This window comes from Leptolyngbya sp. CALU 1928 (assembly GCF_056784215.1).
The window spans coordinates 2,459,150-2,482,031 of the sequence record NZ_JBXBCE010000001.1 but is presented as its reverse complement, the minus strand read 5'-3'; the positions used below and the strand labels follow the sequence as shown (position 1 = coordinate 2,482,031).

The window sequence follows — 22,882 nt, the reverse complement described above, 5'->3', positions numbered from 1 at the left end:
TAATAAACTTGAAGGGGAAAGTCTCCCATTTACTTCGCATCCATCCAGTTATCGCCTGCGTGGATTTCGACGGCGAGAGGAACGGAGAGGGTGACAGCAGATTCCATCATCGATTGGATTTTCGGCTGGAGCGATTCCCACTCTTCCGGGCGCATCTCAAAAATGAGTTCGTCGTGGACTTGCAGCAGCAGGTTTGCGTCGTGGTCTTTCAATAGTTCATGTAGCCGGATCATGGCGATTTTGATGATGTCAGCGCTGGAACCTTGGATGGGCGCGTTGGCGGCGGCGCGGAGCATTTGAGCGTCGTACTGATCACGCAGTTTGAGTGTGCTGAGGTCGATCGCGTTGGGATCACTGCCCCGCAAACTCCGCAAACTCTCGCTGCTGAAGTTGAAGTAGCGGCGACGACCGAGAATGGTTTCCACATAGCCATTGGCGATCGCTTCTTGCTGCATTCGCTGGAGATACTTGAACACATTCGAGTAGCGCGAGTTAAAGCGATCAATAAACTCTTGGGCAGTTCTGCGATCGACTTTTGCTTCTCGTGCAAACCGCTGGGCACCCATGCCATAAATCACGCCAAAGTTGATGATTTTGCCTAGTCGCCGTTCTTCTGAAGTGATGTCTGCTTTTTCAAATAAAAGCTGAGCGGTCAAGGTATGGACATCTTGTTTGTTTTGATAGGTTTCCAGCAGCACGGGTTCTTGGCTGAGGTGTGCCAAGATCCGGAGTTCAATTTGGGAATAGTCAGCAGCCACCATTAGCCAGCCCGGTTCCGGGATAAACGCTTGGCGAATCAGGCGGCTAAAAGCAGTGCGAATTGGGATGTTTTGTAGATTAGGTTCTGAGGAAGACAGACGACCAGTGGCGGTAATTGCCTGGTTAAAATTAGTGTGAACTCGCTGAGTATCCTTGCGAGCGATCGCAGGTAAGGCATCCACATAAGTCGATTTCAGCTTGGACAAAGTGCGATGTTCGACGATCGCTTCGATCACCGGATGGTCATCCAACAACTTTTCGAGGGTGGCGGCATCGGTGGAATACCCGGTTTTGGTTTTGCGCGATTTGCGGCGATCGAGTTGGAGCGTGTCGAATAGTAGTTCACTCAGTTGCTTGGGCGACCCCAAATTAAACTGGCTGCCTGCGGCTTCATAAGCCCGAAGCTCGATTCTTGCCAGATCTTGCTCTAACTGTTTAGAAAATTCATGCAGATATTCTTGATTGATACGAACTCCCAGCCATTCCATTTCGGCTAGCACAGGTTCCACAGGCACCTCTACTTCTGCGAATAGCTGATGGAGTGCGGGGCTTTTCGCCAAGAGCGATCGCAAAATGGGCACCAGTCGAAAAACCGTGTGGGCATCCATGCCACAATATTGGGCAACCACTGGGATGCTGATCTCGGCAATGGTTTTGCCTTTGGGAACCAGGGTGGTGTAGCTAGTGGTCGTCAGCCCTAGATGGGTCAGGGTTAAATCAGCCAGGTTATGCTTTTGCTCTGGATTGATCACGTAACTTGCCAGCATGGTGTCAAACGTCACACCTGCGAGATGAATGCCCTGTTGTCGGAAAGCGAGGCGATCGAATTTGGCGTTTTGCAGGGCTTTGGGATAATCGGGGCTTTCCAAAATCGGACGCAGCGCTTCTAACACCAATGTCTTATCTAAATTCGTGCCGATCGCGTGGTTCAGGGGAATGTATGCCACATCCGTAATTTCTTCGCCCCAACCTATGCCAATTCCTACGAGGTCAGAATCGCGGGGTTCCAGGGCAGTGGTTTCAGTATCCCAACTGGTCAGCAAATCGGGCTGATTGCGAACTGCCAAGATTTCCAGCAGTTCAGACAGCTTTTCGGATGTGTCAATAATTCTGGGTTGCAGGGTGATGGAGGCGATGGGCAGGGCTGCATCAGTTTCTTCAGCACTAAAAAACCAGAGATCGCCACTCGTATCTGAAGGCGGGGGTGGTTCAGGTGCGATCTCACCTGCATTTACGTCTGACTCTGTTTTCGACACTTCCTCAGTTTCGCCACCAAACTGGCGATGTAGCTTTTGAAGTTTGCTCAGAAAAGTCCGAAACTCTAACTTTTCTAGCAGGGGTAAAACGGCATTGTCATCGAATGCTTGCAGTTGACACGCCTCTAGCTCAATATCAATGGGTACATCTAGATGAATCTGAGCCAAGTATTGAGAATGCAAAGCATCATTGCGTCCCTCTTCTAGCTTTTTGCGAGTGGCTCCTTGGATCTGCTCGATCGCGGCATAAACACCGTGAAGCGAATTATATTCTTTTAGAAGTTTGGCTGCCGTTTTTTCACCAATGCCGCGCACACCAGGAATGTTATCGGAAGAATCGCCACAGAGGGCTTTGAAATCCACCACCTGTTCTGGTGCGATCCCCAGCTTTGATTTCACCTCTTCAGAGCCAAATTCTTTGAGCGAGGGAATGCCTTTGCCGTAGCTGGTACTCATATAAAGTACGGTGGTGCTGTCTTCAGGGTTAACCAATTGAAACAGATCGCGATCGCCGCTCAAAATTTTTACCCGCATTCCTGCCGCCGTTGCCCGCCGGGTCAGGGTGCCGATGATGTCATCAGCTTCATATCCAGGAGCCGTTAGCACCGGCAGTTTGAGAGCAGCCAGCAATTCTTGTAGGTTTTTTAGATCGGGTAAAAAGTCTTCAGGTGCATCGGGTCTACCAGCTTTGTAGGTTTCGTCTTGATCATGACGAAAGGTTTTGTCTGCCACATCAAAAGCGATCGCCACATATTGCGGCTTTTCCGTTTCCATCACCTCCAATAGCGCTTTCAAAAAGCCATAGGATACGCTAGTTGGAATGCCACTTTTGGTTCGCAGCCCTCCCTCTCGTCCCTTGGCGTGAGCGTAATAGGAGCGAAAAGCAAGGGAGTGTCCATCTACTAAAACTAAAATCGGTTTGTTTGGAACTGAAAGAGGTGCTGTCAAGGGAAATCGCCAGGGTAGAGAATAAGAAAAACCAAAAAAGCCAGGAATCAAAGTTTAAAAGCTTGAAATTCCTGGCTTCTTTGCGAACTATCAGAAAGGAGCTTACTTAGCGAGTGTGCGGCGTTTTGAGATCATACGGTAGGCTTCAATGATGTCGCCTACTTCCCAAGAATTGAAGTTATCAATTCCAATCCCGCATTCAAATGCAGTGTTCACTTCCTTCACGTCTTCTTTCATCCGCTTCAGCGAATCGAGGTTGCCCTCAAAGACAACGTTGTTGTTACGGCGAATCCGAACTTTGCAGTTCCGCACGATCTTGCCAGATTGAACATAGCAGCCTGCCACCTGTCCTCGTCCAACGGGGAAGACTGCCCGGACTTCCACTTGACCTAAAGGTTCTTCCACAAGTTCGGGATCAAGCAACCCTTCCATTGCCCCTTGGATATCATCCAACAGGTTATAGATGATGTTGTAATCCCGGACATCCACCCCAAGGCGATCGGCGGCTTGTCGTGCCCCTGTTGCCAGCGTTGTGTTGAAGCCGATGATCACCGCAGAACTAGCTGCCGCTAGGTCAATATCGGTCTCAGAGATTTCACCGGGCGCAGCATATAGAACTCGAACTTGCACCTCATTTTGAGGCAACTGCTTGAGCGAACTAAGAATGGCTTCCACCGATCCCTGTACGTCTGCTTTCAGCACCAAATTGAGTTCTTTTAGCTCTCCCTCTTGGGCACGAGCCGAAAGTGTATTTAAGCTGACTCGACGAGAAGACATCGCTGCTAATAAACGAGACTGGCGCTGCTCGTCGCTTCGGTCGGAAGAGACTGCACGAGCTTCTTTCTCGTCAGCAAATACATCAAACTCATCTCCCGCCGCAGGCACATCTGCCAACCCTAGCACTTCTACGGCAAATGAAGGACCCGCAACTTTCACACGCTGGCCGCGATCGTCTACCATTGCCCGCACTTTCCCAAAAGCAGATCCAGCAACCAGCACATCGCCCACTCGCAGGGTGCCGTTTTGCACCAAGAGCGTGGCAACCGGACCTTTTGCTTTGTCCAGATGCGCTTCGATCACGGTTCCTTTGGCAACGCGATCAGGATTGGCAGACAGTTCCTCGATTTCAGTAACTAGCAGGATCATTTCCAGTAAGGTATCTAGGTTGTCACCATTCAGGGCACTCACTGGCACCATGATGGTTTCGCCACCCCATTCTTCTGGAACCAACCCATATTCTGTCAGTTCTTGTTTAACGCGATCGGGTTGAGCGCCTTCCTTATCAATCTTATTGATGGCAACCACAATGGGCACTTCAGCAGCTTTCGCGTGGCTAATTGCCTCAATTGTTTGGGGTTGGACTCCATCATCTGCCGCAACGACTAGAATTGCGACATCTGTAACTCTTGCTCCCCGCGCGCGCATTGCAGTAAAAGCTTCGTGACCCGGTGTGTCGAGAAAAACAACTTTTTGCATTTCGCCATTGTGTTCAACATCAACGTGATAAGCACCGATGTGTTGAGTGATACCCCCTGCTTCGCCTTGAGCCACTTTCGTTTTGCGAATCGAGTCTAGCAAAGATGTTTTTCCATGATCCACATGACCCATGATTGTGACCACAGGGGGACGACGCTGAAGGCTTTCTAAGTCACCAGCATCTAACATTTCGATCACTTTAGTAGCAGCAGCTTGGCGCACCCCTACTTCCGCTTCCACACCTAGCTCCAGCGCAACCATAGTGGCAGTTTCCACATCTAGCGTCTGGGTTACGGTTGCCATGATGCCTTTCATAAACAAGGCTCTGATAATATCGGTTTCAGGAGTTTCCATTTTGGCGGCGAGTTCCTGAACCGTCAAGCTACCCAATAGCGTGATGCTGGTTGGCTTTTCGACCTTCACTTCTTCACGACGATCGCGGCGATCGCGAGAGCCAGAGCCACCTTTTTTAGGTTTTTGAGTGATTGCAATGGGAGGTCTAGTTGGAGTCTGACGCATACCCTTCGGTTTAGCAGGACGAACTAGAGACAAACTCACGTTGCTACCCTCTCCATCTTCACCGTCTTCTCCTTCGAGAAGCGCATCAAGATCTTCCTCTTCTGCATCTAGGTCAGGCTGAACTCTCCGTTTCGCTTTGGTGCCAACTTTAGGGGATTTTAGCTGTGATTCTTCATCCTCACCATCCTGCCAATCCTTCCCTCTTTTGACAGTTCGTGGCAATGCTGGCTTCGGCTGCAACAAGGCATCAACGCCTCCTGGTGCATCACCCATTGCAGGAGATCTAGTGGGACGATTCACCCGTAGTTCAGGGCGGACTAAATCATCCATCGCTCCCGGCATTCTGCCTTCTGTGGCAGTGGAATCTACATCAGGACGAACGGGTTTAGGTCGCCGCAGTTCCACAATCGTTTGTTGCTGAGGACGCGGAACAGGTTTGCCCTCTACCGCTCTTCCGGCAGGTTGCCGAGCGGGCATCGTTGGCTTGGCATTGGGTGCGGCAGGCTTTGCAGGAGGAGCAACTGACCGGGTTACGCCACTGGGTGGTCGGGTCGATTTATCCGCTGCTGTGCTTCCTGCTGCCGGCTCTTCAGTACGGACTCGCTTCAGAATTGGGCGGCTGGATGTATTTGGAACTAGGCTGCTTCTAGAAGCCGGAGGCGTGACGGGTTCAGGGCGCGGTGGAGGCGACACCAATGTAGTAGCATCCCCTTCCGGTGTAGCAGTCGGAGGCGTAGGAGATAAAGCGATCGATTGAGGGGCTGAGGTCTTAACTTCAGCATTCAAGATATTAGAAGCCTCGACTTTTGCTGATGTCTCAACCTTTGCCGATGGTTTAGTCAATGTTTCAGGCACTGGCTTGATCAAGGTTTCACTGGAATTACTTGATCTCTCTAGCCGAGGTGCAATCGGTCTTGGCGATACTTGAGTCGGTGCTGATGATCCTACTTCTTGCGACGGAGGAGTATATACAGGGGGAGTTAGAGGTTCAACATTGGGCGATCGCGTGACAGACTTAATTGCCACAATCTGCTGTTTCTTTTGGACGGGCACAGAGACTCGTTGTTTAGGTTCTGCTGCCGATGAGTTATTTGATGGTCGTGTCACTGGTTTAACAGAGGATGAATGAGTAGCAGTGTATTTCTCAGCCGACGCACGAATTCTTTCAGCTTCCGAATCTGTAATTGTGCTGCTATGACTTTTAACCGAAATGCTTAATTGCTCACAGATCGCCAATATATCTTTGTTATCCAAATTTAATTCCCGTGAAATCTCGTAAATTCTGACTTTTCCGCTATTCATCCAATCTCCTCTTCGTACCTATCCAGTTCTCACATAGTTGTCACCGTTCCAACTAAAACGACATTCAATCCAAACCGTAACCCTCTTTAATTCTAAGTCTTCTAACGTCCCTAGTTCAACTAGAGAAAACAAGATTGCTCAAAAATAACCCTGCTTGGCAATTCTAAAGTTGTTTTCAACTTTGTCATCATCCCTACTCTAATTTTGCACAAATCTTGAGAAGCGGGGATAACTTCAGGTTGGGCAAGATTTTGTCATATTCTCAACTCTCTCTTCCCTAGCCTCATGCGATCGCTGTAATGTATCCTAACTCTCTCATAATTTTCCATCTCGCTAGCTTACCAAAGCCTTGATAAATTCCTCCTTGCTTGAAAGCGAACAAAAATTTTAATGCCGCCACGCTAGCCTACATCAGCGGTTTTTACTACTTGAGAAGCCCATAATCTAGACGAGATTACCATTGTACGCAACCTGCTAATCTGGCAAGCTTTCCCTTTGCCGTATGACCTGTGCCAATTTCTCGATGGCGATCGCCTCATTAAATCTTTGTTTTATGTTCAACAAGCCGCTCGTCCAACTCTTGATATAAAGAATCAGATACTGCTACTTTCAGCGCTCTTCCTAATCGATTTTTTTTGCGTGCTGTTTTGAGGCATTCGATTTGCGGACATAAATAAGCAGAGCGACCCATTCCTTCATCTAACTGCACTACCTGTGAAGGATACACTCTAACCACTCGCCAAAAATCTGCTTTAAGAGCGACTTTTCGACAGGCGATACATCGACGATAGTTGGGCTTCATCTCCTCATATCCGCTAAAGCTGCTTAGACTGACTGATTTAAAGTCTCCTCTGTCAGAGTCATAGTTGCTTCTGCCTCTGGTTGATCATTTTGTTCTACAACGTCGCTAGAGTGAGCATCAGTCTCCTCATCTTTTTCATAGAGTTCCTCGTCGTCTTGATCTTCATACTCTTCTTCATATTGGACAGGGGCGCGACTATTCAGCACCTCAGATATTTTCTGGTCTTCTGTTTCATAATCGTATTTAGCAGAATCTTTAATATCAATTTTCCATCCTGTTAAGCGGGCTGCCAGGCGGACATTCTGACCTTCTTTCCCGATCGCCAAACTAAGCTGATCCTCTGCAACTAAAACATGAGTTTGCCGTCCCTCTGGATCCATCAGCCGAACCTCATCCACTCTTGCTGGACTCAGGGCATTGGCAATATAAGTAGACGGATCAGGCGACCAGCGAATCACATCAATTTTTTCGCCTCGCAGTTCATTTACCACAACCTGAATGCGAGATCCTCTAGCACCGATGCAAGCCCCTACCGGATCTACGTCTCGTTCTAGGGTATCAACCGCAATCTTAGTACGAGGACCCACAGAGCGGGAAGGAGGATTTGCCTCGCGCGCCACGGCAACAATGCGGACAATTTCGTCCTCAATTTCCGGCACTTCATTGGCAAAGAGATAGACAACCAGCCCAGCATCTGATCGCGAAACCATTAACTGTGGCCCCCGATGAGAACCCTCCGACACTCGCTTCAGATAGACCTTAAACGTGGCATTTGCGCGATAATTATCATTTGGCAACTGTTCACGCTTCGGCAACTCAGCTTCCACTTCAACTTGCCCAAAGCCACTCAACACTGCCATAATCACAGACTGCCGTTCAAACCGTAGGACTCGCGCCTGCAAGACGGTATCTTCTAAGTCTTGAAACTCTTCTTGCACTAGCTTTCGCTGTTGATCCCGCAGTTTTTGGGCAAGAACTTGCTTGGTTTGAATCGCCGCCATTCGTCCAAAGTCGCTCTGTTCTGGTGTCACATCTAACACCACCGTATCGCCAGGTTGAGCTTCAGCCGCTACTTCAAGCACTTCTTGTAAAGCAATTTGGTGATCGGGATTTTCTACTTCTTCCACAATTGTTTTTGCAGCTAAAACCCGAAACCCTTCTTCTTCAATGTCTAACTCCACCTCGAAGTTGACAAAATACTCTTCATCAAAATTGCTGCCATCTAACCGCTGAGTTCGACGGTAGCGCTCATACCCTTTGAGCAACGCTTCTCGCAAAGCAGCTTGAACGGCAACTTTTGGCAAATTCCGTTCTCGGCTGATGCCTTCAATCATTTCTCGTAGTCCGGGTAAGGCGACCATTGACATAACAAAATCTCCGTGGTGATGGCAGTGAAGTGAGGAAACAAAAGGAAAATAAATGAAAATAAAAAATTAGGCAGGTTCAACAAGCTGGACTTTTGTAATGAGATGGCAGGGAATTGCGATCGCTCGTCCTTTTTGGCTCAGGTGAACCGCTTCTTGATCTCGCCGAACCAACTTTCCCACCCATTCTTTGTGCCCAGCATAAGGCTCAGACACACTAACGGTGACCGTAAAACCTTTAAACGAAATAAATTCGCGATCGGTACTGAGCAACCGAGAAATCCCAGGGCTGGATACTTCTAGCGCATAGGCATCAGGAACAATGTCAGATTCATCCAATACTTCTTCTAATGCTCGACTCATACGTTCACAGTCATCTAACCCTGTGTCATCTGTTGGGTTGCGAATATCAACTCGTAGAACTGGAGGGCTTTGATTCGTCCGAAAAATAGCTCCAACGATTTCTAAGTTAAGCGCCTTTGCCACAGGAGTAGCGAGTTCAAGAATGTGTGGGATTAGTGGATGAGTCATGAACACTGAAATAAAAGCAAAAAAGTAATAAAAACAAAAAAAGTGGGCTTAAACCCACCTCCAAGATGCACCACTTTCTAGAATCTAGAAGTTCTGCGAAGGACTCGCAGTTGCACCCCTTAGTGTAGCCTAATGTTCTGAAGGTGTGCATGATTTGTTAAAAGAACTCTACGCTTTAGGCTTGCTCTTTATGAAAAACAAGTAGTAGTATAGTAAGCTGTGTTGATTTTTTTCCAAAGTAGACCCCATGCCTAAGCTAAAGACCCGCAAAGCTGCTGCGAAGCGATTTAAAGTCACTGGATCTGGCAAGATTGTCCATCGTCGATCCTCTAGGAAGCATTTGTTAGAGCATAAAAGTCCTTCGCGCCGCCGCCGCCTTGCGGGAATGGCTGTTGTTAATGAACGGGATACAGACAATGTGCATTTGATGCTTCCCTATCTGTAAAGCTAAGAAGCTCATAGCCTGAGTTGAATGTGAGTTTCAGGCAGGATTGCCCAAATAGGCAGTTACTCGATCTCTCAACTCAAGTTTTTGTAAAGAAATCAACTAAATCAGAAGACGGTTTATAAGGATAGATCACTATGGCACGGGTAAAGCGCGGTAATGTAGCACGAAAGCGCCGCAAAAAGATTTTGAAGATGGCGAAGGGGTTCCGGGGATCTCATTCCAAGCTGTTTCGGATTGCCAATCAGCAGGTAATGAAGGCACTACGGAATGCCTATCGAGATCGCCGCAAGCGCAAGCGTGATTTTCGTCGTTTGTGGATTACCCGTATTAATGCAGCGGCTCGTCTCCACGGCATGAGCTACAGCCAGTTTATTGGCAACTTGAAAAAGGCAGATGTGCAGATCAATCGCAAGATGCTGTCACAGATGGCAATTCTTGATCCGGCTGGTTTTACCAAGGTAATGGAAATTGCTAGTCAATTTGCTGCAAAGAAGGCAGCTTAACAGGTTGTGTTTTGCTGGTCGCTTCATCAACCTGCCAATTTTGGTGAGCCTTGTTCTAAGTCTATATGCCATTAGCTTTCCAGCCTTTTCGCCCCTGCCCGCGATCGCTGCTGAGTTGTCAGCAATCAAAAAGCGGGGGCGTTTGGTCGTTGGAGTTAAAGAAACGGTGCGACCTTTGGGTTTTCGCAATGTCAATGGGCAACTCCAAGGATTCGAGATTGATTTAGCTCAGCGTTTAGCCGAAGAATTGCTGGGGAGATCCAATGCTGTAGCACTAAAACCTGTCACCAATCAAGAGAGATTTTCCTTGGTGATGAATGGAGAGGTTGATATTGCGATCGCTCACGCCACCCTAACCCCATCTCGCTTACGCATTCTTAGCTTTAGCTTGCCTTACTACACCGATGGCACGGCAATTATTACCAAGTCACCCACAGTTCAAAAAACCAGTGATTTGATCGAAAAAACGGTTGCGGTCATAAATGGTTCTAGCGCGATTTCAGCGCTTCGGAGTCGGTTCCCTGGGATAAATTTAATAGGAGTCGAGTCTTATAAGGCTGCCAAAGTAATGCTAGATCGGAATGATGCGATCGCGTTTGCAGCCGATGTTAGCGTTCTCAGCGGTTGGTCACAGGAGTTTCCTGAATATCGAGTGATTCTACCTGCTCTATCCCCGGAATTGCTTGCGATCGTTTTGCCTAAAGGGCAGCAATACACAGAGCTAAAGGAACAAATCGATCAAATCTTAACTCGTCTGCGAAACAGCGGCTGGCTTGAAGAACGGGCGAAGTATTGGGGCTTACCGATCTGATAACAATTTTTCCTTATCCTGCTCTCTAATTTTAAGATATTTTTGAATAGTGGATAAGACTCCTAGCTTCTTGCTTGATGAACCTAAGAATTTAATATGAATACCGATCTTCCTATTCTCTATATTGGACTGCTGCTAGTAATTTTGGTAGCCGCAGGATGGGCAGTCCTTCGCCAAATTTTGCAGACTCGTAAGGTTGAAAGCTCCTTAGAACGGTTGCAAAGCAAACTGACGAAAGAGAAAGGAACAGCCCAAGAGTATTTTGAACTGGGTAGTATTTATTTGACAAAGCGAATTTATGCTCAGGCGATCGTCCAGTTTAAAAAAGCGTTAAAAGAAGACGATATTTCTATTGAAGAGACGGCCCTGATTTATAACGCCCTTGGGTTTGCCTACTTTTCTCAAGAGCAATACGATTTAGCAATTCGACAGTACAAAGACTCGCTTAAAGCAAATCCTGATTACGTCACTGCCCTAAATAACCTGGGTCATGCCTATGAGCGTAAACAGTTGATGGCTCAAGCCCTTGAAGCCTATGAACAGGTTCTTGTTTTGGAACCTGACAATTCCACCGCAAAGCGACGAGCAGAGTCGCTTCGCAAGCGATTCGCTCCAACGGGTTAACGGTCTTGTAGGTTTTTATTTCAAGTGAGCTAAATCCCAGCAGCATAGAAGAATGGGGATGCCATCGGCGACCCAGTGAACGGTGAGATTTTCTTGCAAGAACTTAGTCGCACATCGCATACAGTTCTTTTTAAATTTTTGGGCTCATATTGATTCCAAATCGGTCGCAGCGGCTCACAATCTGCACTCATCCAATCGTGTTTATGTCCCTTTGAGCGGATTGCTATTGAGAATAACTTAATTTTTCTATGTGCCTTTTAAAGAGGCAAAGCCGCCCATTACAAGCGGCTTCAACCTTATTTTTTGACCTATCGGAGCGGCGAGATTCGAACTCACGACCCCTACTACCCCAAAGTAGTGCGCTACCAAGCTGCGCTACGCCCCGACAGCTTTATAAATATAGCACGAGTAGGAACACACTATCGACGCAAATAGAAGACAAAATTGGGTAGATTATTTCTCATTTTGGGGTAGTGTTGACTGAACAAGCCTGTCTGTTGTGGCAAGTTGTGGAGTTGCTCAGAAAACAGAGGCAAAGCAGGCAAGCGCGAATAGAGAGATGTCGTACTTGAAGGACAATCCATCACTCGGCCATGTGAGTTCTGGTTGATTGACTTTGAAATGAACCGTCGTGATTTCTGTAGGGAGTCCCGTGGAGAGCTTCGCTAACGTTTCACGAATCGCGTAATCAACGAGGTTTTAATGGAACTTCAAGAAAAAATTAAGCGGCAACGAGTTCAGCACATTGTGACTAGCTATCACTTAGATGGAGATGCTGAGTCTTTTCAAGCCGGGTTAGAAACTCTCCTCGCGACTTATCCAACGCCTTTGGTAGAATTAGCGCTAGTCGAAACGTTGGTGACCTATTGGCTAAAGGTGCCTTTATTACGTGGGCAAGAGTTTTTGACAGCGGTAAGTAGTTTGTTAAAAGAATGGGAGCATTGCATTGTCCTTAACGAAACGGGTGAAGTGAAAGCGATCGCGTGTGTGACTTCAGCCCAGTTCTATCAAATTACTGGTTTAGACCCTACGCCAATTTTTGGCGCTACAGCGAAATCTTCAGTCCATACTGGCAACTCTGCTGGTCAAACTTGCTGACGCAATTCAGCTTATTTATATAAGAGGTTCAGTGATAATGTCTAAATTCTCAGTGGGCGGCTTTTCAGTGGGCGATCGCGTGCGTCTTATCAGCGCTCCACCTTATGTGAAAACGGCTGATCCAATGCCAACCCTGCGCTCCTCCGACCTGATTGGGATTGGTGAAGAAGGAACTATTCTGGATCGCCGCCCTGGTAACTACTGGAGCGTGCGCTTCACAAATGGAGCCTTTTTATTAGATAGCCAATATTTAGAACGGGTGTGAAATTCTGTACAAATCGCGATCGCTGAACCTTCTCAAGCTCCTTCAATAAAGAATTTGAGGGTTTTCTTGATGCAAACTTTAACTGAATCGGTAGAAACTTTACAAAGTTTCTACCGATGATTTATGTAAATCTGCTGCAACTTTGTTATCAAAAAAACACAGTTAGGGCAGAATAGCTATGCCAGTACGGGGTTATTCGCCATGCCAGATACCGCAGGAAACTCTTTAGCCACAGCCACATCGCTGAAGCTCCTTTCCAATGCCCAAAGTTTCTCAGATCTCGTCACACCTGCCGCCAACGATTTCTACCGTTTTACCTTAGCGAATCGGAGCAGCTTCAATCTTTCCCTCACTGGACTAGATGCTGATGCAAACGTTGCATTACTAGATCGTACAGGCAATCTGGTCAGCATCAATGGCGTGGGGCAACTATCAAACAATCAAGGCAGGTTTTCTGAGTCAATCAATACCACCCTAAATCCTGGCGTTTACTATATTCAAGTTGCTCCTGGAATTAATACTCCTACTGCTAACTACACCCTTAATGTTGCCACCAAAACCGCCCCCGCCGAGATTGATCTAATCTGGTCGAATCGTCAAACGGGTGCCATTCGTCTTTGGGATATAGATAGCAATGGAGCCTTGCTGAGTAATCGACCCGCTTCTGGAAGTCTGTCAATCAATACGCTACCTTGGACGATTCGCGCAACAGGTGATTTCAACGGAGATGGACAAGCAGATTTGCTCTGGCGCACAGGAGGGCTAACTCGACTGTGGTTATTAAAAAACAATACGCTCAGTAGTGGTAGCGATAATTTTTTGCTGCCTTCCAAATCATCGGAATGGCAATTGGTGGGCACAGGTGATTTTAATAATGACAGCCAGACCGACATTCTATGGTGGAATCCTACCACTGCCAAACTTGATGTGTGGCTCATGCAAGGGGTCAGTTCAGTTGGCACTCTTGCGATTCCGCAACAGCAACAGTTGGGCTGGACACCGCGTGGAGTGGGCGATTTTAATCGGGATGGCTCAGTAGATATTCTCTGGCAGAATAACTCAACTACCGCCGCAGAGGTTTGGTTTTTTAACCAAACCGCGTTTTTATCAGAAGCCCCGCTGAGTGCGAGTTTAGCCAATCCGTGGCGGATTGCAGGGGTATCAGACTTTAACAATGATGGTAACGCAGATATTCTTTGGCGTTTCTACGGGGCGGGGGGCAATAACCAAATTTGGTTTATGAACGGCACTACCTTTGCTTCGTCGGCAGGAGTGCTTCCGGTGAATGATGTCAACTGGGTGCCGCTTCCATACAGTACCTATAGGGAGCCAACGCCGATTGATGTTGCTGGAAATACCCCGGCAACTGCGTTCAATTTGGGAACAGGTTTGGGGCAATCGGCAATCTATCGCGATCGCGTCGGTGGGCTAGACTCCGATGACTACTACCGCTTTGATATCACCAGTATGACTCAGGTCAATCTAGCATTGACCAATCTCACTGGTAATGTCGATCTGCAACTGTTCGACAGCAGCGGCACGATTTTAGGTAGCTCTGCTCAAAGCGGGCTTAGCCCAGAGTCGATTATTAGTTCATTGTCCGCAGGCACCTACTATGCTCGCGTCTTCCCGGCATTGGGGCAAGCAGACAGCAGCTATACCCTGTCAGTGAATATTTCGAGCGCTCCGGTTTTAGTTAGCAATAATCCTTTAACGCTCAATGAAGAAAGCTCTGCGATTATCCTAAGTTCGTTGCTGCGGGTGACAGATAGCGATACTCCAAATAGCCAACTGGTTTACACGGTGGGCAATGCCACTATAAATGGCAACCTATTGATTAATGGCGTAACCGCCACCGCTGGAACGACGTTTACGCAGGTTAATTTGGATGACCCTAGCCAAGTGCGATATGTCCACAATGGCAGTGAAACCACGAGCGATCGCTTTAGCTTCACGGTTTCCGATGGCACAGGCGGCAGCATTAGCACCCAAACCTTTAGCATTCAAGTAAATCCGGTCAATGATGCGCCAATTCTCGTCTCAAATAGAGGCTTAACCCTGTCTGAAGGGGATAGTACGGTACTCAGTCCTAGTCTGTTGTTGATTTCAGATGTGGATAGTCCACCAACCAGCTTGCAGTATTCCATTACAAATTTGCCAACAAATGGCACGCTGCTGCTAGCGGAAACGGCAACCAGCACCTTTACCCAAAGTGATGTTTTTAATGGACTGGTTCGCTATCAGCATAACGGCAGCGAATCGCCCTTCGATCGCTTCACTTTTACGGTCACCGATGGCGCAATTCTCCTCCCGGGTGCCAATACCTTCAGTATTTCTGTGTTGCCCGTCAATGATGCCCCAGCGGTTTCCACCAACATCGCCCTAACATTGAGCGAAGGCACCAGTGCGGCAATCACGCCCACTCTCCTATTAGTCACCGATCCAGATGGTCCGGTTCCAGTAGCGTATACCCTCGGCAGCACTCCTACTAACGGAATTTTGAAGTTAGGTACTGCCACTCTTCAGACCGGGCAAACCTTCAGCCAGCTTGATATCACCAATGGTCAGTTAACCTACACTCACAATGGCGGCGAAACCACGAGCGATCGCTTCCAATTTACGGTTACGGATGGACTAGGCGCGACCTCGGCGGCGACTACTTTCAGCATTTCTGTACTAGCCGTGAACGATGCGCCTGTGCTAACTGCACCCAGTACTCTCGTGGTAGATCAAAACATGAATACCCTCATTACAGGGGTTCGCCTAACGGATGCAGATTTAGGTGATAACGATGTTACGGTTTCTCTCTCTGCTGGCAATGGCGTGTTGAGTTTGGGGCGCACCACGGGCGTAACCTTTCTCACGGGCGACGGCACTCAAGATGCGACTCTTTCCTTCCGAGGACGGCAGGATGTGGCAAATTTCGTGTTGGAATCCTTAATTTATCGCAGCACGAGCGCATTTGAAGGAACGGATGTCGTCAATATTACAGTTAACGACGGCGGCAACTTCGGCTTAGGCGGCGTGAAAACTGACTCCAGGAACGTTACGCTAACGGTGGCAGGGGTGAATGATGCTCCGGTGATTACGGCTCCTGCATTGCAAACCTTAAGCGAAGATGTCACTTCACCGATTAACGGCATTAGCGTTGTCGATAGCGATGCGGGAGTGAATCCGCTAACGGTGAGCTTATCGGTGGTGTATGGTGCCCTAACGCTGGGTTCTACCGCTGGACTGACCATTACAACCGGAACGGGAACGCTCAACAAAAATCTGGTGTTTAGCGGCTCTCAGGGCGCGATCAATACCGCTCTGGCTGGGCTAACTTACTTGAGCGATCGCAACTACAACGGCTCCGATCTGCTGACGATGAATGTTAGCGACAATGGCTTCACTGGCAACGGAATTCCCTTGTCTGCCTCAAAACTAATCAATCTCACTATCAATCCAACCAATGATGCCCCGGTGATTACGGTGCCATCTAGCCAGAGCGTTAATGAAGGAACGGATCTGCGGATTTCGGGCATCAGCATTAATGACGTTGATGTGAGTAATGGGAATCTGACCGTGGCGGTGTCTGCGGTGAGTGGGCTGTTGTCGCTGGAATCTTTGACTGGGCTAACTTTTACTACGGGCGACGGCACCCAGGATAATACGCTGATCTTCCAAGGCACCCAGGCAGCGGTGAATGCGGCATTGGGCAGCTTGACCTATCGCCCGAACGCAAACTTTGGCGGGGCTGACACGATCGCCGTCAGTGTGAGTGATGGGGGCAACACCGGAGCAGGAATTCCCCTGAGCGACTCCAAATCCATTGCAGTGAACGTGCTGGGAATCAATAATGCGCCTGTGATTACTTTGCCTACAGGTAATCCAGCCGTTGACTCTGGCATCAACTTAACCCTCTCTGGCTTTAGCGTTAACGACCCTGATGCCGGCGGTGGCAATCTCTCCGTGACACTATTTGCAGGAAATGGCGTGTTATCGCTGCGATCGCTGTCTGGCTTGCAGTTTACCCAGGGGACAGGTAGCCAAAATAACCGAATTACCTTCACCGGCTCCATCGCCGCGATCAACGATGCCTTGAGCCAGGTAACCTATCGCAGCTATGTAGGGTTTACCAATGGCTTCGATAGCATCACGCTCAGCGTCAACGACAACGGCAATACGGGCGTTGGCATTCCGTTATCAGATACTAAAACGCTGCTGGTGAATGTGGGCAATGCGGTGAATCTACTGCCGATCGCCCGTGCCGATAGTTTCACGGTTGCGGAACGGGGAACCTTGCTGGGCACCAGCGTCCTTGCCAATGACAGCGACCCAGATTTCACCCTGCCCTTAACGGCTCAATTGGTCAGTCCACCCTCGAATGCTGGCTCGTTTAGCTTCAATCCCAACGGCACCTTTACCTACACCCCCGCTGCTAACTTTAACGGCTCCGACACCTTTAGCTATGTGGCAAGAGATGTGTTGGGCGGCACGTCTAACACCGCGATCGTGGTCATCAATGTCACGTCGGTGAATGACTTGCCGGTGGCGGTCAACGACAGCTTTACGACACCTGAAGATCAGCCTACTAGCGGAAATGTGCTAGCGAACGATACCGATATAGATAATCCGACTGCTTCCCTAACAGCGCAGTTGATTAATGCCCCTACCAATGCCGGAAGCTTTAGCTTCAATCCAGATGGCAGTTTCAGCTATACACCCAAGCCGAATTTCAATGGTGCCGACAGCTTTACCTATGTGGCGATCGACCCGCTGAGTGGGGTTTCTAATACGGCGATCGTTGCCCTAACGATTACCCCCGTCAATGATGCGCCCATTGCGGCAAATGATGGAGTGTACACCACTAGTGCAGGCGGCACGCTGACCGTTTCCTCAACCAACGGCGTTCTGCGAAATGATAGCGATGTGGAAGGTAGCCCCCTTACCGCAACCCTAGTGACTGCGCCCACCAATGGCACCGTTAGCTTGAGTGGCGACGGCTCCTTCATTTACCAACCCACAGGTAACTTTGCCGGAACCGATGTCTTCACTTATCGCGCCAGCGACGGCAGTTTAGCGTCTAACTTAGCAACGGTCACCTTGTCGGTCGGGAACAATAACGCCCCGATCGCCCAAGCCGATCTGTTCACCACCCCAGAAGATACCCTGCTGACCACAGGCAGCGTCTTAACCAATGACTCTGACATTGATGGCAACATTCCGCTGACTGCCAGCGTGATTGTGGCTCCGACCAATGCCCTGTCCTTTACCCTCCGACCCGATGGCACGTTTAGCTATCAGCCGACTCCCAACTTCAGTGGCTTGGATACCTTTACCTACGCAGCGATCGATCGGTTAGGCGCGGTATCCAGCGTGGCGATCGCCAGTTTCAGCGTCACCCCCGTGAATGATGCCCCAGTCGCGGTGAATGATGTCTACAGCGTTAACACCACAGCATCGCTTAGCCAAACGGCACCGGGCGTGTTAGCCAATGATAGCGATATCGATAGCGCTAACTTGACGGCGGTGCTGGTATCGGGAGTCCAAAATGGTACGCTCAGCCTCAGCGCCAATGGCTCCTTTACCTATCAACCTAATACTGGATTTTCGGGTAGCGATCGCTTTACCTACGTCGCAAATGATGGCAGCTTGAGTTCCACCGCCACCGTCAACCTATTTGTTACCGCAGGTGTGAATGCAGTACCGATCGCCAATCCCGACACTTTCACCATGGCAGAAGATACCCTGCTGACCACGGGCAATGTCTTGACCAATGACACCGACACCGACGGCAATATTCCACTGACTGCTAGCGTGATTGCGGCTCCGACCAATGCCCTTTCCTTTACTCTGCGCCCCGATGGCACGTTTAGCTATCAGCCCAAGCTCAACATCACTGGGCTAGACACCTTTACCTACGCGGCGATCGATAGTTTAGGAGCAGTGTCTAGCGTCGCGATCGCCACCATCAGCATTACTCCTGTCAACGATGCGCCCCTCGCAAATAATGATGCCTATAACATTGCTCCGGGTGGAAGCTTAAACATTACAGCACTCGGCGTTCTATCTAACGATACAGATATAGAAGGCAGCCCCTTAACCGCAAGTTTGGTTACGGCTCCCAGCAGCGGCACTTTCAACCTCAATCCCAATGGCTCTTTCACCTACGTTCCCCAAACGGGATTCTCTGGGAATGTCAGCTTTACCTATGTGGCTAGCGATGGAGTCTCGGTGTCGAATACCGCGATCGCAACCATTTCTGTCTCGTCGAATGCGCCCCCCGTCGCCGCTCCAGATTTATTCATCGGTGCAGCCAATACTTTACTAACCACAGGCAGTGTATTAGCCAATGATACGGACACCGATGGTAACACTCCGCTGACCGCCAGCGTGGTGACAACGCCGACGAATGCCCTGTCCTTTACCCTGCGCCCCGATGGCACGTTTAGCTATCAGCCCACGCTCAACTTCAGCGGCTTAGATACCTTTACCTATGCCGCGATCGATAGTTTAGGGGCAGTCTCCAGCGTAGCGATCGCCAGCTTCAGCGTCACGGCTGGGAATAGCGCTCCGGTTGCCCTGAACGACACATACACCGTCAATGCAGGTAGCCCACTCACCATTACCCCGGTAGGAGGCATCCTGAGCAATGACACCGATCTAGAAGGAAATACTCTCACCGCCAGCATTGTCGGCAACCCGCTCAGCGGCTCTCTGACGCTTAACCCGAATGGATCATTTAATTACACGCCGAACCCAGGCTTTTTTGGCAGCGATCGCTTTACTTACCTAGCCACGGATGGACAGCTAAACTCCAACACCGCCACCGTGAGCATTCAGGTTAATGCCATCCCTATCGCTGCTTCAGATACTTATACCGCCGTCATTGGGGGTTCCTTAACAGTCGCGCCCATTGATGGAGTATTGCAAAATGACACCGATGCGGATGGTTCCCCACTGACTGCGAGTGTGGTAGTCAATCCCAGCAAAGGAACGCTGAGCCTCAATGCTGATGGCTCCTTTATTTACGCTTCTACTGTGGGCAGTTCGGGCGTTGATACCTTTGTCTATCAAGCAACTGATGGCTTCGCAACATCGACTCCAACCACAGTCACCCTCAGCTTACAAACCAACACACCGCCGATCGCAACGAACGACTTATATCGAGCCTCTACTAACGGAACGCTCTCAGTGGATGCGTTTACAGGCGTGTTGAGCAACGATACCGATGCAGAAACTTCCCCATCCGCATTGACGGCAACAGTAGCAACAGGACCGCAAAATGGAACGGTCACGCTGAACTCTGACGGATCATTTGTCTACCGTCCAAATCCTAACTATCAAGGACTTGATCGCTTTACTTATCGTGCCAGCGACGGCTTGGCAACATCGGGCTTAGCGACGGTTTCTCTATCGGTTTCACCTAATACACCACCAGTGGTTCAAAATGATAACTATCAGGCTGTGAGCGGGGTTGCACTCAATCAATCCTTGATCCTTCAAAGTGTTTTAGCGAATGACAGCGATGGGGAAGACGATCTGCTGACTGCCAGCGTGGTTTCTGCTCCTGGAAATGGGGTGCTCACTCTCAATCCCAATGGCACTTTTATCTACACCTCAAACACGGGCTATCAGGGAGCCGATGTCTTTACCTATCGGGCATTCGACGGAATTGCTAGTTCAACGGCAACCGTGTCGATTTCCGTGAGACTCAATACACCGCCGACCGCGTTACCCGATACCTACACCGCGATCGCAGGACAAACCCTAACCGTCACCGCTCCCGGACTGCTGGTCAACGACACGGATTCTGAAGATCCAATTTCAGCCCAACCCCTTGCCCAACCGACTCGAGGAACCTTAGACAGGTTCAATGCGGATGGTTCTTTTGTCTATGTTCCAGATGCAGGCTTCACCAGCGGAACCGATTTCTTTACCTATCAAGCCACAGATGGAGTCTTTAACTCGGCTCCCGTTACCGTCACGATTAACGTTTCTCCATTAACCGCCGTTAATGATACATACAGCGTTAACCGCAATAACGTGATCAATGTTCCGACAACCTTAGGAGTGCTGGCAAATGATCTCGCCCCCAATTCCACCGTGGCTGTAGTCAGTAACCCCACTCAAGGTGTCCTCAGTCTCAATCCCGATGGCTCCTTTGCCTACACACCCAACGCTGGCGCAACGGGAACCGACACCTTTACCTATCGCGCCACCAGCGGCGGCAACAGTTCAACCGCGATCGTCACAATCAACATCAATGCCACCAGCACGCCGCCCATAGTCCAAAATGATTCTGGCTATGTCGTCTCCACCAATGGCACCTTAAACGTAACGGCGGCGACGGGAGTATTGGCAAATGATTCTGATGCCGATGGAGATGTGATTCGGGCGACGCTAGCCACTGCCCCCACTAACGGGAGCGTCATCTTAAATGCCGATGGCTCTTTTAGATATATTCCGATCGCTGGCTTAGTTGGCTCAGATACCTTTACCTATCGGGCGACGGATGGAATTAACCTTTCTGCTCCAGCAACAGTAGTGATCACGGTCGGCGGGGCGAATGCTGCTCCCATCATCACTCTACCGGGTAGCCAACTGGCGTTCCGCAATACTGACCTTTTGATTCCATCGGGGCTAAGCATTAGCGATGTGGACGCAGGTTCTAACCTAGTGACCGCGACCTTAACTGCCACTAACGGCACCCTGACACTAGGAGGGCTTTCTGGGTTGACCTTTACCACGGGCGACGGCACAGCCGATACCACAATGACGTTTACGGGGGCGATCGCGGCAATCAACACCGCGCTTACCAATCTCAAATTCACCCCCACAAACAACTTTACCGGGGCGGCTCAAATCGGTTTAGTAGTCAATGATGGTGGATTTACAGGCACAGGTGGCGCACAAACAGGCAGCGGCACTATTTCAATCAACGTGTCATCCGGCGCGGCACTGGTGGCAAACATTAACCCGCTTGCAGCGAGTTCTGACCCTGCCAGATTGACAGCCGTTGGCGATCTGCTGTACTTCACTGCCGATGATGGCAACACAGGCACCGAACTGTGGAAGAGTGATGGCAGTTCATCGGCAACCCTACTGGTGGCTAATATTAACCCTGCCGGTGCTGCCTCCGCTCCTAATGACTTGACGGTGGTCGGCAACACAGTCTACTTCACAGCAACCAACAGCACCACGGGTCGGGAATTGTGGAAGACAGACCTAGCAGGCACCTCTGCCACCTTAGTCAGCGATCTACGGTCAGGGGTATCAAGCTCTAATCCCACGGGGCTAGTGAATTTTAACGGTACTCTCTTCTTCCAAGCGACTGATAGTTCTGGGATCGCCATCTTCCAGATTGATGGCAGCGGTAACCCAGTGAAGTTGGTCGCGTCACCTAGCTACACCGTTCCAGGAAACTTAACGGTTGTGGGGAATACGCTGTACTTCACAACTAATAGTGCAACCCAACTTTGGAAGACAGATGGAACCAACGGTAACACAGTGCTGGTGAGGGATCTTGGCTCTGGTGCCCAAATTCAACGCTTGACCGCAGTCGGGAATACGGTGTTCTTTACCGCCATTGACAGCAGTGGCAGAGAGCTATGGCGGAGCGATGGTACAAGCACAAATACTGCCCGAATTGCAGACCTCAGTCCTGGTAGCACTAGTTCCGCTCCCTATAATCTGGTGAATGTGAATGGAACGCTCTACTTCTTTACGCAAGAGGTAGCGGCATTCAAACTGTGGCAAAGTAATGCTGGTGGTACAGTAACATTGGTATCCACGCTCCCTTCCGCGAGCCAAACGCCTAACAATCTGGTGGCGATCGGCTCTAAGTTGTTCTTTACCGTGGATGCGGGGTCGGCGGGAAGCCCCGATGTGCAACTATGGTCAAGCGATGGGGTTTCAACAGCAACGGTGGTGAGAAACATTAATGCTGCTGGCAATGATACGGTGGCATCGTTGACCAACTTCAACGGATCGCTGTACTTTACGGCAAATGATGGCACCGGCACCAAGGTCTTCCGCACCGATGGCACCTCTGCGGGAACCATCGCAGTGAGCGGCAGTTTCTCCTCTACTCCAACGGGATTAACAGTGGTGAACGACAAACTGTTCTTTGCCGCTAGCGATGCGACTAATGGAACGGAACTATGGGCGGTGCAATAACCCTTTTGTAAG

The 22,882-nt window shown here is 49.5% G+C and carries 12 protein-coding genes and 1 tRNA gene; 7 read left to right on the top strand and 6 right to left on the bottom strand.

The features are described from left to right. Positions 1 to 29: 29 nt before the first annotated feature. The 5 genes from polA to rimP all read right to left on the bottom strand — a co-directional run bounded on the left by polA (position 30) and on the right by rimP (position 8,957). Complete coding sequence (gene polA, locus AC1S5B_RS11500) at positions 30 to 2,963, bottom strand: DNA polymerase I (protein WP_482035814.1); 2,934 nt, start codon at positions 2,961 to 2,963, stop codon at positions 30 to 32. A gap of 102 nt (positions 2,964 to 3,065) precedes the next feature. Further along, positions 3,066 to 6,260, bottom strand: coding sequence for a translation initiation factor IF-2 (gene infB / locus AC1S5B_RS11495; RefSeq protein ID WP_482035813.1), 3,195 nt, complete (start codon positions 6,258 to 6,260; stop codon positions 3,066 to 3,068). Between the two features lie 538 nt (positions 6,261 to 6,798). Then, on the bottom strand, positions 6,799 to 7,062 hold the full coding sequence (locus AC1S5B_RS11490) for a YlxR family protein (protein WP_482035812.1): 264 nt from the start codon (positions 7,060 to 7,062) through the stop codon (positions 6,799 to 6,801). 23 nt (positions 7,063 to 7,085) lie between these two features. Continuing rightward, positions 7,086 to 8,429, bottom strand: coding sequence for a transcription termination factor NusA (gene nusA, locus AC1S5B_RS11485; protein WP_482035811.1), 1,344 nt, complete (start codon positions 8,427 to 8,429; stop codon positions 7,086 to 7,088). A 66-nt stretch (positions 8,430 to 8,495) separates the two neighbouring features. Next, positions 8,496 to 8,957, bottom strand: coding sequence for a ribosome maturation factor RimP (rimP, locus tag AC1S5B_RS11480; RefSeq protein ID WP_482035810.1), 462 nt, complete (start codon positions 8,955 to 8,957; stop codon positions 8,496 to 8,498). A 247-nt stretch (positions 8,958 to 9,204) separates the two neighbouring features. Between rimP and rpmI the strand changes: the two genes are divergently transcribed. The 4 genes from rpmI to AC1S5B_RS11460 all read left to right on the top strand — a co-directional run bounded on the left by rpmI (position 9,205) and on the right by AC1S5B_RS11460 (position 11,343). Next, a complete protein-coding gene (rpmI, locus tag AC1S5B_RS11475) occupies positions 9,205 to 9,402 on the top strand; it encodes a 50S ribosomal protein L35 (RefSeq protein ID WP_482035809.1) in 198 nt (65 codons plus the stop codon). Positions 9,403 to 9,539: 137 nt separating this feature from the next. Continuing rightward, positions 9,540 to 9,908, top strand: a complete 369-nt coding sequence (gene rplT, locus AC1S5B_RS11470; protein WP_482035808.1) for a 50S ribosomal protein L20 — start codon at positions 9,540 to 9,542, stop codon at positions 9,906 to 9,908. Between the two features lie 43 nt (positions 9,909 to 9,951). Continuing rightward, positions 9,952 to 10,719 (top strand): transporter substrate-binding domain-containing protein, encoded by a 768-nt coding sequence (locus tag AC1S5B_RS11465; protein ID WP_482035807.1) that lies wholly within the window; start codon positions 9,952 to 9,954, stop codon positions 10,717 to 10,719. 96 nt (positions 10,720 to 10,815) lie between these two features. Next, a complete protein-coding gene (locus AC1S5B_RS11460) occupies positions 10,816 to 11,343 on the top strand; it encodes a tetratricopeptide repeat protein (RefSeq protein WP_482035806.1) in 528 nt (175 codons plus the stop codon). A gap of 311 nt (positions 11,344 to 11,654) precedes the next feature. Here AC1S5B_RS11460 and AC1S5B_RS11455 read toward each other — a convergent pair. Beyond that, positions 11,655 to 11,728, bottom strand: a tRNA-Pro gene (locus tag AC1S5B_RS11455). 317 nt (positions 11,729 to 12,045) lie between these two features. Between AC1S5B_RS11455 and AC1S5B_RS11450 the strand changes: the two genes are divergently transcribed. The 3 genes from AC1S5B_RS11450 (at position 12,046) to AC1S5B_RS11440 (ending at position 22,870) form a co-directional block, all read left to right on the top strand. Next, on the top strand, positions 12,046 to 12,441 hold the full coding sequence (locus AC1S5B_RS11450) for a hypothetical protein (protein ID WP_482035805.1): 396 nt from the start codon (positions 12,046 to 12,048) through the stop codon (positions 12,439 to 12,441). 37 nt (positions 12,442 to 12,478) lie between these two features. After that, complete coding sequence (gene sipA, locus AC1S5B_RS11445) at positions 12,479 to 12,706, top strand: regulatory protein SipA (protein ID WP_482035804.1); 228 nt, start codon at positions 12,479 to 12,481, stop codon at positions 12,704 to 12,706. 201 nt (positions 12,707 to 12,907) lie between these two features. Beyond that, positions 12,908 to 22,870: a tandem-95 repeat protein gene (locus AC1S5B_RS11440; RefSeq protein WP_482035803.1), complete on the top strand. Its 9,963-nt coding sequence runs from the start codon at positions 12,908 to 12,910 to the stop codon at positions 22,868 to 22,870. Positions 22,871 to 22,882: the final 12 nt, after the last annotated feature.

What these genes read in the sequence shown, in the direction of transcription:
- rplT (WP_482035808.1), top strand. Translation starts at nt 9,540, where the DNA reads ATGGCACGGGTAAAGCGCGGTAATGTAGCACGAAAGCGCCGCAAAAAG.
- rimP (WP_482035810.1), bottom strand. Translation starts at nt 8,957, where the DNA reads ATGACTCATCCACTAATCCCACACATTCTTGAACTCGCTACTCCTGTG.
- sipA (WP_482035804.1), top strand. Translation starts at nt 12,479, where the DNA reads ATGTCTAAATTCTCAGTGGGCGGCTTTTCAGTGGGCGATCGCGTGCGT.
- AC1S5B_RS11460 (WP_482035806.1), top strand. Translation starts at nt 10,816, where the DNA reads ATGAATACCGATCTTCCTATTCTCTATATTGGACTGCTGCTAGTAATT.
- rpmI (WP_482035809.1), top strand. Translation starts at nt 9,205, where the DNA reads ATGCCTAAGCTAAAGACCCGCAAAGCTGCTGCGAAGCGATTTAAAGTC.
- nusA (WP_482035811.1), bottom strand. Translation starts at nt 8,429, where the DNA reads ATGTCAATGGTCGCCTTACCCGGACTACGAGAAATGATTGAAGGCATC.
- AC1S5B_RS11440 (WP_482035803.1), top strand. Translation starts at nt 12,908, where the DNA reads ATGCCAGATACCGCAGGAAACTCTTTAGCCACAGCCACATCGCTGAAG.
- AC1S5B_RS11450 (WP_482035805.1), top strand. Translation starts at nt 12,046, where the DNA reads ATGGAACTTCAAGAAAAAATTAAGCGGCAACGAGTTCAGCACATTGTG.
- infB (WP_482035813.1), bottom strand. Translation starts at nt 6,260, where the DNA reads ATGAATAGCGGAAAAGTCAGAATTTACGAGATTTCACGGGAATTAAAT.
- AC1S5B_RS11490 (WP_482035812.1), bottom strand. Translation starts at nt 7,062, where the DNA reads ATGAAGCCCAACTATCGTCGATGTATCGCCTGTCGAAAAGTCGCTCTT.